Origin of the sequence: Oligoflexus sp. (assembly GCF_035638955.1) — a bacterium.
Classification (GTDB): domain Bacteria; phylum Bdellovibrionota_B; class Oligoflexia; order Oligoflexales; family Oligoflexaceae; genus Oligoflexus.
The window spans coordinates 18198-31096 of the sequence record NZ_DASQYZ010000248.1; the positions used below are offsets into that span (position 1 = coordinate 18198).

Annotated in this window: 7 protein-coding genes; 1 reads left to right on the forward strand and 6 read right to left on the reverse strand. The window is 51.6% G+C overall.

From position 1 onward, the window contains the following. Positions 1-5: 5 nt before the first annotated feature. Entirely contained in the window at positions 6-1532 is a 1527-nt protein-coding gene (locus tag VE954_RS23070) for a S8 family peptidase (RefSeq protein WP_324957211.1), read from the reverse strand. Between the two features lie 560 nt (positions 1533-2092). Between VE954_RS23070 and VE954_RS23075 the strand changes: the two genes are divergently transcribed. Next, a complete protein-coding gene (locus VE954_RS23075) occupies positions 2093-4801 on the forward strand; it encodes an ATP-binding protein (RefSeq protein ID WP_324957214.1) in 2709 nt (902 codons plus the stop codon). 3 nt (positions 4802-4804) lie between these two features. Here VE954_RS23075 and VE954_RS23080 read toward each other — a convergent pair whose 3' ends face one another. From VE954_RS23080 to VE954_RS23100, 5 genes are all read right to left on the reverse strand, one after another. Then, positions 4805-5866 (reverse strand): LA_2272 family surface repeat-containing protein, encoded by a 1062-nt coding sequence (locus VE954_RS23080; protein WP_324957215.1) that lies wholly within the window; start codon positions 5864-5866, stop codon positions 4805-4807. A gap of 183 nt (positions 5867-6049) precedes the next feature. After that, entirely contained in the window at positions 6050-6898 is an 849-nt protein-coding gene (locus VE954_RS23085) for a hypothetical protein (RefSeq protein ID WP_324957217.1), read from the reverse strand. Beyond that, positions 6891-7766 (reverse strand): ABC transporter ATP-binding protein, encoded by an 876-nt coding sequence (locus VE954_RS23090; RefSeq protein WP_324957219.1) that lies wholly within the window; start codon positions 7764-7766, stop codon positions 6891-6893. The genes VE954_RS23085 and VE954_RS23090 overlap by 8 nt, the downstream gene beginning before the upstream one ends. Next, a complete protein-coding gene (locus VE954_RS23095; RefSeq protein ID WP_324957221.1) occupies positions 7766-8176 on the reverse strand; it encodes a GntR family transcriptional regulator in 411 nt (136 codons plus the stop codon). The genes VE954_RS23090 and VE954_RS23095 overlap by 1 nt, the downstream gene beginning before the upstream one ends. 478 nt (positions 8177-8654) lie before the next feature. After that, the gene (locus VE954_RS23100; RefSeq protein ID WP_324957223.1) at positions 8655-11903 is read right to left on the reverse strand and encodes a PAS domain S-box protein; all 3249 of its coding nucleotides are present in this window, start codon (positions 11901-11903) and stop codon (positions 8655-8657) included. Between the last annotated feature and the right edge of the window lie 996 nt (positions 11904-12899).

Genomic DNA, 12899 nt, shown 5'->3' on the forward strand with positions numbered 1-12899 from the left:
AAGTCTTAAACGTCAACCCCCTGATATTTACCGCCGAAATTAATATTGAGCAGCCTATTCGGCGAATCATGCAAATCACTGGTCCGCATAACACCCTGGGTTGAAGTCGTCATCAGAGCCCGCTTGACCTCTTCCACTGTCGCGTGAGGAAAGAGTTCCAGATAGATGGCCGCCGCACCTGTCACATGAGGTGCCGCCATGGATGTTCCCATCAGGGCAACAATCTCGGTGTCGCTGTCGGTGCCTGCGGATCGAATCTCTTCCCCTGGTGCAAAAAGAGTGATGCAAGGCCCATAGTTGGAAAACCAAGATCGGGCCTCGCTGTTGGGTTCATGCGGAATCGGGTCGCCTTTCGTGGTATAGGATCCGACCGCGATCACACCCTCGACGCCTGCTGGAACCCAGTTACAGGTATCAGCTTCGCCCGGCACCTCGCTTTTAGCGGAGTTTCCTGCCGCAGCCACCATCACAATGCCCTCACGTATAGCGCGGGTGAGAGCGTCCCTCAAGGCGTCGGGTTCGTCTTTATTCGCCACAGGACTGCCCCAGGACATATTCACAACCGACCGCCATGAGTTTACTTTTGCATCGCGGATGATGTGATCGATAACTTCGATCCGTATGCCGATACCAGCGGAATCGCATCCTGCCCCGTTCACTGAATGGAGGATGACATCCTTAGCGACCCCATGCGTCCTACCGCCCACCGCGCCAGCAACATGAGTGCCGTGGTTACTGATCTTACTGTACGGACAGCCCTCGTCCATACTTGAACCAAAGGCCTTGCCCGCAAATTCCACATGATCACGACGGATGCCTGTGTCCCAGATATAGGCGTGCACGCCTTGGCCTGTTGCTGGAAACACGTATTGGCCATCCAATGGCAGACGGGTTTGGTCGATTCTATCGAGATTCCAAAGCTCAGGCGTCGTTTGCGTCCCCTTTGCCGTGATGGGCTCGATGATGTGAGTTCGATGGTCGTGTTGGACGTAGGCCACCGCCGGGTGTTGAGCCAACGCTTGTGCTGTTTCCTCTGACATCTTGGCGGCAAATCCGGGTCCTGCGTAGTGATAGATGGACTTGATTTGTATGCTTGCACCACTCGCCCGCAGTTTTTCTGTTAGTTCTTCGGTCAAGGTTTCGACTGTATCGATCCGGGCCTCGTCGTACATGACGATATACGAGCCTGGGATGATATCAGGATGGCCTTTGCCTTGGACTTTGGTGTCCCGTTGCCAGGTTACACCGGACGCATCTGAGGATATAAACCTGAGCTTTCCTGCAGATGCGGCAAACTTTTCGCCATCGAAAGTTAGATGGCGAAAGACCTTCGTGTTCTCGGAAAAAACGAGCTTCCATTGTTCGCCATCACGCGAATGGTAAATGGATTGACCGTTGGTGCTTAGCGCAATATAGCTATCGTTGCCTTGGATAGCCTTGTCAATTTTCGGCTGGGATTCAGGCCGGGAGCAGGCTTGAAGTCCGAAGACTGAGAGCGCGAGAATCAGCAGACGGTCATGGTGGAATTGCATCTGGAAACTCCTGAAATTATGGCTTGAGGCACAAGTATTGTGTAGGTCTGTGTCTTGGGCAATGTGTTTCTTTTGTGACCAATGCCATCGCAAAGACTGTCAAGACAATCAACAAAAAAGCCAAGGCCGCTATGGGCCAAGGTTTTCTATGTTTATTGAAGATAACCCGTTTTTTCGTCAGGATGAGATTCTGCCTGGGGCTGGAATCCGCGCTGTTGCCATCAAGGCGAGTGCCAATGGTGATTCGAGCCGGGAAATAAGTTTTTTCCTGGATAAGAAGGATTGTGTCTGGCCAGATCGGCTATGGCCGTCACGAATCTAAGTCAGGTAAAAAAGATCGTGGCGGGTGCTGACTTTGGCTGCGCACTTCGGTGGGGGCGTTTGCTGCCTTTGTCTGGATTGGATCAAAATGGGGTCAAAGGTCTGCCCGTTCGTGTTGATTTTAGTGGTTTTTAAGACCTTTCCGAAAAATCATGGAAAATTCCAGAGAATCTCACCATTTTAGAGGCAAAGAAAAGCCCAGAGTCACCGAAGGTTCATAGGTATGAACAGAGGGATCCATGGGGCGGTTACTTTACTTTTTCATCATAATAAGCTGTATCGGAGCCTCGGCTTTCGGTACAAAAGCCTTGTCGGCTGCATCAAATCCCTGGGCCACGTATGAATACCTGGATGAGCTGATGCTCGACGATCCTTCCTTTGCCCTGGAAATCATTGAAAAGCAAAGATCTTCAATCGAGGCCGGAAAGGATCCCAGCGCCTGGATGGTTCTTACCCTCTTGGCTGCTGAAGCCGCATCCGCGGCAGAACGCAATCGTCTCAGCCGTGATCTCGCGATGGCAGCCCAAAGTAAGGCTCAAGAGCTGGGTGATCACAAGGCTCTCGCTCGCTCCTGGCTCCTCCTGGGGTCCTGGTTTGAAGCACAGGACGATACGCAGGAGGCCGAAAAACATTTTCAACGCGCCCTGGAAGCTTTGCAGGGGGTCAACGATCCCTTTGAACGGGCCAATCTTCTCAATCGCGTCGCTTATTTCTATAATCGCCAGGCGCTATGGCAGCAGGCTGTACGTCTTCTGACTGAGGCCTTTACGTTGGTCGCGAACGGACCTCACGATGAACTTTATTACGACCTCCGCAATAATCTCGGTTCCGTTTATGCACGTGGGGATCTCAATCGCGAGACGGAAGGCGTGGCCTGGATGAAGGAGGCTTTGACCTACTTTCAGGATAAAAAGCAAAGGTACATGGCGGCGAGCATACTCCTGAATCTAGGTCAGTATCATGGTGATGGCGACAAGAGCCCGGAAGCTTTCGCTGCCTATGAGCATGGTCTCGTTCTCGTCAAGGATTTGCAGGACCCTAGCATCCGGGGTTACCTGCTTGCGGCCCGAGGCGTCCAGCGCCTGCGCAGCGGTGATCATCACGAGGGGCTCCGGGATCTGCAAGCGGCGCAGGAGATTTTCGCGCAGGGCGAGAATCGCTTCATGGTAGGAAGGATCGGAATCTACCTCAGCGATGGTCTTTTAAAAATTGATAAACCTCAGGACGCTTTACGGGAACTGCAGAAAGCCGCCCAATCCTTCGAAGGTTCGCGCGCACTCTATGATAAGTTTTTAATTCAGAAACGCCGTATTAAGCTCTATCGCGTTTTAAGTCAGAAAATGGAAGAATTGGCCGCCTATCGGGTCTGGGAACCTCTTTATGGGGAACTCCTGGAACAGCAGAATGCGGACCAGGCCCATCGCATGAGTGCGGAATTCGACCTTGAACGCAAGGATCAGCTGAATCGACTTCTGGAAGTGCAGAATCAAAATCAGGCTTTGGCCCTGGTGCAGGCTCAGAAAGAGCGATTCTATTTAAGGCTCGGCATGGTCGGGGGCGCTATCCTTATCATGGTCATGGGCTGGGGGCTTTGGCTGGGATACCAGGTCCGCGTGCAAAAAGAACATCTGCAGGATGTCCTCGATTCCGTGCAGGAAGGCATCCTGCGTATCGGTGTTGATCGCAAAATCTTTGGGCGTTACTCCCGCCACTTGGAAACCATCCTGGCCCAAAAAACGTCACTGATGGGCCATGACGTACTCGAGCTTCTTTTGCCCGATAAGCATGAAAATCAGGCCATGACGCGCGCAGCTTTGGGTGCGATTCTGGGTGAAGACAGCAGTGCCTGGGAATTCAATCAAAGTCATTTGCCGGAAGAAATTGTTCTTGGCCCCAAAGTCTTGCAACTTTTCTGGCGACCGCATTTGGATGCTCATGGACGCGTTTCCCATCTCGTCCTGGTCATCCGGGATATCAGCGAGCAAAAAGCCTATGAGCAAAGTCTGAAGCTTGAGCAGGAGCGCAAGGAGGCTCGCAACCGCAAAGCCCTGGAACTTCGTAGAGCCGACTTTCTTCGGGTGGATCGCTATCTTAAGCGCCTCGGAACCGGCGCCATCGTCTTCACGTCCCTGCGCGTTTCTGCAGAATTGGATCAAGCCGCCATGAGGCAACTGCATACCTGGAAAGGCGAGGCCAGGACTCTCGGGCTGGCGTCACTCGCCCAGACACTTCATGAAATGGAAGATTGCCTGTTGGCCCGCAGCACAGAAGCTGCCGATGCTGTGAAAGCGCAATTTTTGCAGCAGACCCAATTCCTTTGGGAGCAGCTTCGCGAATATCAATCCATCGTGCAGGAGTATGAAGAGGTCAGCCTCGCCCATCACCATCATAGTCTCGCGTCCATGGTCAATGAACTTCTGCCCGATGTCCAAGCGCGTCTCAGCCATGCGGGTATTGCATGGAAGGGCCTACTGATACGCGACGAGATTACAGACTGGAAAATGGATCAGCTGGAGCTCGTCCGCCCCATCCTTCTGCATGCTCTCGGCAACGCGCTGGATCATGGATTTATACGAGCGCCTGAGGACTTTCGGAAAAATGCCACAGCCTTTTTCGACGTCACTGCGCATGCGGATGCCGATTTTATTCACCTCTCCATCCGCGACAATGGTCAAGGTATCCTTTGGGATAAAATGCAGGTGATAGCTTCGGAAAAAGGCTTGGGACCCCTGGACCGCGAAGGCCTTACGCAGCTTCTTTTTGCCGATGGGGTTTCCACAGCCGTGGGCACCAGTCTGAGCAGTGGACGAGGCGTAGGACTTGCCGCGATTCATGAAATCTGTACGAAGCTTGGAGGTCACGTTAGCCTTCAGGACAACCCTGATCATCAGGGGGCTAGTCTGGAAGCCCGGATTCCGCGGAACCGATGGCAGCAGCGCGCGGGCTAAGGATCACAACCCACTCAAAAGATTCCATGAAACACCTGTCGTCAGAGACCTGATTTGGTTGGCTTTGGATTGAACCCAACGGGACCGATCCACGGCGCTGTTGAGAAAGAGATTTTTTTCAAGACCGACGCTCAAGGCGAAGGCACGGGACACTTTTCTTTCCAGGAGCCATCGTTCAACCCGAGCCAGGTCGGGCCTTGATTTTGTGGGGAAGTACTGCCGTCTTTCCAGGCGAAGGCTGTAGACAGGGCCTATGGGTATGGCAGCGCCCAGACCTACACCTTCCATCGCAGCCGCCGTATTCGCACTCTCTTTCTTGTCTCTGGAACTGATCGTATAGGAATCCAGCGTGAATATCGAGTATAGGTACGGGCTCCCCATGATGAAATCGATGCGCGGAATGCCAAGGACGGAACGGTTCAATTCCAGCTGCAGGCGACCGCCATGAACGATGTTGATAAATCCAATCGGCAGGACGCGAGGGTTGGCGGAATAGTTGATCAAGCCGAATTGCACCGCAAAGTCGGGCCCGCTTTCTTCTGAGTTTTGGACGGTATTCACAAGACCGATTTGAAGACCGGTTACGCTTTCCTGTGTAGAATTGAAGAACCCCATCTGGGCGCCAATGGTCTCACCGAAATTAATGTTAAAAGCTCCGATTTGAGCTCCGATCACACTTTCCTCCAACACCACATTGACAAAACTTATTTGAAGGCCGTACATGCGGCGCCTTGTTGTGTTCGCAAGGAAGCTGAACTGAAAGCCTTGAGTATCGCGCCCTGCAAAGTTACCCAGCAAGGCGAGGGAATAACCTTCCATATCATAGTCTGTGATGTTGTAACCAGAGAGGGCTAGCGTGAGAACATAACTGTTGGCGAGCGAACAATTGATCAGGCCCAGACAAAAATAGCTATTGGTCTGCTCATATTTTCCACAATTGGAACTGACCGGACCCAGGACAGACAAGGTCAGAGGCACATCACGTTGGCGAGACTGGTTGGCATCCTCGGCCAGGAGTGGAAAGCCAAAGAGGAGAAGAATCAAGAAAACAGGATAAAGCTTCATCGCTGTCCCTTTAAGAGTTCTTACTTTGGGAAAGATTTCCGATGTTAGTTTCTGGTTTTTGACTCGCAAAGGTCATGCCGGCAGAAAGGGACAAAAAGCGCTGATGTTACCGGGCGCATTTTGCGCCTTGTAACGACCTTGGTCAGCGCTGTATGGCAGGCTTTGGGGGAGCGTGGGTGCATCCTAAACGTAGGACTTTCGATTCTGAAATCGCCAGAGTTCCAACCCCAGGACACAGAGAGCCAGAATGATTTCGACACTCATGATGCTGGGGTGCCAGAGACTGTTTGGTGTTGGCGCAATCAATGACGGCCAGGCAAAGGTTGGAAATAGCGTCAGGCCGAAGACTCTGCCGAGTGCGAACACGGCCACCTGGAGTCCCACGCCGATAAAGAGCGAAACGCTGAGCCAAAGCGCGAAGCTGGAGCGTTTGATGCCAGGCCAGACATCATCAATCAAAAGCGGTATGCCCAGGATGAGAAAACTGATGGCTGCCCAGATTGAAGCCTGGAAAAACAGGCTGGAGGGGCCATCGCCGTATGCATTGCTAACCTGGTTGCCGGCCCACCTCAAAGCATCCCAGGCCACTTTCAGGTCAACACTTTGCGTCTCACGCCAGATATCAGACCTGGTCATGGCGTAACCAAAGTACAGGATCATTCGATAGACGTTGAAAATCAGACCAAGAGCAAGAACCACAGCCAAGGGCGGCAGATGGCGTAGAACTCCAATTTTCCAGCGACTCAGAGGCAGACTGGCCAGACTCGAAAGTCGACCTTGCATGCCACCGCCGGCTTCGTGCGAGAACAGCAGCAGGATGACCGAAGTCATGATCACAAAAGGCCAAGCGGACAGATGGGCAAAGGGCTCGCTCACAACGCGAACCTTGTCACCATCCATCACCTCGATGGTTGTGGGCAGCGCATGCAAAAAGAGCGAATCATCCAGATAGTGCAGAAGCGGAATCGTTAAGATCAAAAACAAAAACGGTTTTTTCAGTTGCCTGATGTCGGCCCAAAAAAGCTTAAACATGACGATAGCCCTCCAGTGTGTAAAAACATATTTCATCCAAAGACAAAGGACGCGATTCCATATGGGATGCTCCCAGGCCTTTCAATGTCTGTAGATCCTCAGCCGCTCGGCTCGAAATGAATCGCAAGGAGTCCCCGCTTTTTTCCCATTTTTTGGTGCCCGGAAGCTCGGACAAGGTCCCTGCCAAACGACAGGAGATCTGCCGCCAGGTTTCCACCAGCGTATCCTTGTCGACGTCAGCCACGATGCGACCCGCTTGCACAAAGATGAGTTTGTCGGCAAGGTTGGCGACATCCGCCATCAAATGCGTCGCCATCAGCACGCTCATGTCCGATGCCGCCATCTCGCGGAAAATGATCTCATTCCAGGCCTTGCGAACCAGGGAGTCCATGCCGTTCGTCACCTCGTCGAGGAGCAGCAAACGCGGCCGGTGGGCGAGCGCAAGAATCAGGCTGAGGGCCTGCCTTTGACCGCGTGAGAGCGTGGCCACGATCTGTTTGGTATCCAAATGAAAACTCGACACGAGTTCACGAGCCAGCTCCTTATCCCACTGCCGCCTCAGGCCTGCATGCAATTCAAGATTGTCGGCGACGCTGAGTTTTTCATGATGAATTTGACCATCGAAGGCGTAGCCGATATTTTCCTTCCAGGCTCCCTGCCGAGGATTGATCCTGGCGCCTTCGATGTCCCAGGAACCGCCGCGAACTTGCAAAAGCCCCATCAAAGCCTGAAGAAGGCTGGTCTTCCCCGCTCCATTCGGCCCAACGACGCAACAAAAAAGTCCAGTAGGCAGCTGCCAGCTCAAAGGACCCAACTGAAAGTCGCCGCGCTTGCAGATCAGATCGTGCAAATTCAAAATAGTGTCCATCAGTCGGTCTCCTCTTCCTTGGCCTGGGGCGATTGCTGCGCTTCGCCTACAATTTCCTTGACGATCTGCACGATGTCGTCAAGGTCGAGACCTTCACTCAAACTATCGCGGACCGGTTTTTCCAGAGATTCCTTGCAGTGAGCCCGCGCGAGATCCGCTTTGCTCGTCTTCGTAAGATCAGCGACGAAAAATCCCTTGGAGCGACGCGAGACTATAAGATTCTGCCTGGCCAGCTCTTCATAGGCTTTCTGCACCGTGATAACGCTGATGTGCTCACGCCTTGCCAGTTCCCGAATCGACGGCAACGGCTCACCTTGGGGCAATGACCCGGTGATAATCTGCGCGGAAACCTGCCGGACAATTTGCAGATAGAGCGGTTCGCTCCCCTGATCGTTGATATTGATAAGCACCCTAAGCCCTCCCGGGGAGGTTGTATCCACCGTACATACTCAATATGTACAGTAGGGTCAGATAGCCGTCAAGCATTGCCTGTGCCAAATATTTTACTCTTTGATATTAAGATCTTATGATTTGAGGGTTTATGAAGAGTGACCAGGGTTCACAAGCCACTTGAGGCGTTTCGGGAGTTTAGCGGCTGGGCAGGACCGTATCAAACCATGACGCTTTTTGTCACGAAGCTGCGCTTGGAACAAAATCCTCAATGCGGATTGCCTTTGGGGAGTTTCCAGCCTGGCAGTAGGTGCGTCCAACCCAAAACGTGTGATTCTGCCCGCGTTGTGGGTCCCAGCTCACGTGAGTGGGGTGACTCAAAGTCCAATGTAAGTAAGGCAAGCACTGCCATTGAGATACCTACGAGCTGACTTCGATTGATTTCAAACCCTCCGTTCCCATGGCAGGAAAAAGGAGTGAAGGTCAGAGTTTGAACTTTCAATGAACCCCGGGCTGCAGACCTGCATAGCGGATTATCGTATAGATAAGCTTCTTGCTATTAATGGGCTTCGTAAGGTGATCATTGGCACCAGCGCGGAGACTTTTCTCGCGTTCTTCCAGCATGGCATGAGCTGTGAGAGCGATGACTGGACGTTTGTAACCACGCCGGCGAAGTTCTTCGGTGGCATCGTTCCCGTCAAGCACAGGCATCTGAATATCCATGAGAACGACATCATACTGGCGCTGTTCGGCCATCTCTACAGCGTCGGCACCGTTGTTAACGATATCAAGATCAACTCCAGCTTTTGACAGGATGTGCTTAATGAGAATTTGGTTATCCTCTGAATCTTCTGCCAGTAGTACCCGGACCCCTTTAAGTTGAGGCAACGGTTTATCCAGTCGCTCCATGTTTAGATCAAGTGTTGCAACATGCTGTGACTCGTGCCAGCCTTCCATTTCCCCCGGATCGATTGTAATTATGAATGTGCTCCCCTTACCTCGTTCACTTTCAGCAAGATAGACATCTCCCCCAAGCGCCCGTGCCAGATTTCGAGAAAGAACAAGGCCAAGCCCTGTTCCGCCATAGCAGCGAGTGGTTGAGTCGTCAGCTTGTCCAAAGGGTTTAAATATGCGCGATTGTTCTTCAGATGACATCCCGCGTCCGGTATCTTTGACAATGAATGCCAAGTGCTGTTTCGCCGTGTCGGCTGTCTGTTTCTGAAGGATCATTCGCACGGATACCACACCCTGTTCAGTGAATTTTATACCGTTCCCGACTATATTTAATAAGATCTGGCGAATACGCGCAGGATCGGTCCTGATAATCGTTGGGATCCCGGACGGTGCGGCGACGTCCAGCACAACATGCTTCTCTCTAGCCTTCGCCATAAGTGATGAAGCGATATCTGCGAGGAGGCTTGGTAATGATACCGGAAGAAATTCTATTTTGATTTTTCCGGCTTCGACCTTGGATAGGTCCAGGATGTCATCAATCAGGTCCCCGAGTGCCTTGGCATTTCGGACGATTGTCTCAATGAATTCGTGCCGCTCGATCTCGTTAAGATCTGACTGACGCAAACACTCGCTGAAGCCAAGAATCGTTCCTAGCGGGGTTCGTATCTCGTGGGACATGTTTGCCAGAAATTGTGACTTGAGACGGCTGGCTACCTCTGCGGCCTCTTTTGCCTCCGCGGCCTCTTTCTGGCTTTGTCTCAAGGCTTCCTCCGCGCGCTTGCGATCAGTGATATTTATTGCGATGCCAATGGCCTGCCAGGCCTTGCCTATGGCATTGCGATATATACGCCCTTTGGATTGAATCCATCGCATACTGCCGTCTGACAGACGGAAGCGATACTCCACCTCGAGCTCTGCGCCGCTGGATTCCGCTTTAGACATGTATCTTCGCAAATGCTTCCGATCACTGGGCTCAACATGCTGAAGGAAGTCGTCAAAGTTCTCGGGGCACTGCCCAAAGACAGCACTTACAGCACCATTCCAGAAAGCTGTTCGGTCAGCAAGATTGAACTCCCAGGAGGCAATCTGGGCAGCTTCCTGCGTTAACAACAGTCGCTCCGCGAGGTGGCGGCTGCGTTGTTCACTCGCCCGAAGACGATCGTCCGCAACTTTGCGCTCTGTATCATCGCGGATGACTTTGACAAAACCAAGAAGCTTGCCAGAATGATCGCGCATAGCTGAAAGGGTAACGTTGGACCAGTAACGCGTACCATCTTTTTTAAGGCGCCATCCCTCATCGTGACACCTGCCCATATCACTCGCAACTTTGAGCTCGTCCTCACATTTCCCTGCCGCAACATCCTCGCTGGGAAAAAACGCACTGAAATGCTGGCCAACAATCTCTTCAGCTTGATAGCCGCTGAGGCTCTCTGCCCCTTGATTCCAGCTGGAAACCCTGCCTGAGGTGTCCAGAGCAAATATTCCATAGTTCCGGGCGCAATCGATGACAAGATTGAGACGCTGCTCACTCTCCTTTAAAGCATTCTCCATAGATTTCCTTGCCGAAATATCGGTCATGAGACCAACGACACCCCTCATGATGCCGGCCTCATCGGTATGAGGAGTATAGCTTCCAGCCACACACAGCTCACGTTCATTGGGCAAAAGAACACTGACTTCAAACGAGACCTCGCGCTCTGTCGCAAAAGCAGTTTCAATATGACTTTTAAGCTCGCCATATGCATCGGGGCCAAATACTTCACTGACGTGCTTCCCACGCATCAAATCAGGCTGGTAACCAAACCAATCGCGATATGTGTCATTGGCGAAGCGATAGCGCTGATCGGGTCCGACATAGCATACCAAAGCCGGAACAGCGCTCGTGACCAGATGCAGCATGCTTTCACTTTCACGGAGCGCATCATCGGCTTTTTTGCTCTCTGTATAGTCGCGAAGCACTTTGGCGAAGCCACATTGATGTCCATTTTCGTCGAGAAGCAATGTTGTAATACCGTGTGCCCAAAACCGACTGCCGTCCTTACGCAAGTGCCATCGCGTGTCGTCAGCTCTTCCTCTTGCTCTCGCGATTGATAATTCCTGTTCCGGCACTCCGGACAAGACGTCTTCAGTGGTGAAAATTCTGTCGAATGGCAGGCCAATAATCTCTTCTTGGGTATACCCTAGAATCCTTTCCGCTCCGGCATTCCAGGTTATAAATCGACCTTTTTCATCCATTTGAATGAAACCATATTCCTGAACACCTTCGACAAAAATGCGAAATCTCTCGTTGCTGGCTGTGAGTTCCCTGGCCCGGGTCTCCGCACGTTGCGTAAGCTCAGCGTTAAGCAAGGTTAGACGGCGTTCCGCATCCTGAAGCTTTAAATTTTTTCGATGCAAATCCACAAAGACATTGATTTTGGCTCTGACTTCATCAGGATCCAACGGTTTCGTCAAATAGTCGGCGGCCCCGTGTGCGTATCCTTTGGCTATATATTGAGGTTCTGAAGCAATGGCTGTGACGAAGATGATTGGCGTGTCACGGCTATGATCAAACGATTTGGCCTCAATAGCAAACTCATAGCCATCCATTTCCGGCATCATCACATCGAGCAGAATGACGGCATAGGACTCGAGCAACAGCAGCCGAAGAGCTTCTGAGGCTGAGTGAGCTTTGACAAGACAATAGTCGGTACGTGAAAGGATAGCTTCAAGTGCCGTGAGATTTGATGGTGTATCGTCCACCAGGAGGATATTGACCTTTTCCGGACTGCTTACTTGCTTTGTGCTCCACATACGACTGCCTCCATGCGATATCTTGGTTCTCTTCTTTATTAGTATATTGGGCTAAAAAATACGACTTTTTCATGGGTCATACTCCTGCAAGTCGGACAAGAAACGCGACAAGCATTGGTTTTCTCTTCGGTTCACGTAAGCTTGCTTCAACGCGCCTCGATCAATATTCAGGCACATTTGATTGTTCTTTGCATGGGGTGATTCCCAATGGCAAATTCAGAGGATCTCTGTCCTTCACGGAAATGCGGATTCTCAAGGCTCCCAAAAAATTGTCTTTTGATTTCCATTTCAATTGAGAGCACTATAAGGACGCCCTTAAACTTACTTCATAAGACTATAAGAATTGAAAAGGAGAGGGCTGTGAGCACACTTTAGGCACCTGGAGATGTAATAGGCATTTTCAAAATGTGCTTTTTTTGGAAAGCTAGAAAATATTGTGACCAGCAGAAGAGCCAGGCGGTTGACAGGTTTGTTTAAGTGATCGTCAGAGCCCGAGGAGAGGCATCCCTGTCGATCCTCCTTCAATGCATGAATGGATTAGCTTCGGCACCGACGTCGCCTATGTGTCCCAGGCATCCCGCAAGTAATTGCGCTAGACCTGTTGTCCGCCGCGACGCTCGTTGCTCCACTCCTCACGTTCTCTGGCGAATTTCATCCAATCGCAGGGTAGAAGAGTGCTGTTCAGGCCCTGTGCCCATTCAATTCGCATGAGTTCCACGTAAATTTCTCTTAACTTCGCTATATCGTATTTGGTTGTATATCGTGGAAATGCTCCTGTCACCAAAATGTATTTCGGAAGTTGGGCCCGAGTTCGTGCACTTTCATTGATCAGGTCTCTTTTATTTTGCATCGAGTAAAACAGAAAAGTCAGAGAGTAAAACCAGGCTACTATACCCCGAACTTCTTCCTACTTTCGCGAGTGCGTGCAACTTGACTTGATCCAACCTCACGAAAAAGGCCAGGGACGCACCTTTGCTTCCCTGGCCAGAAATTTGA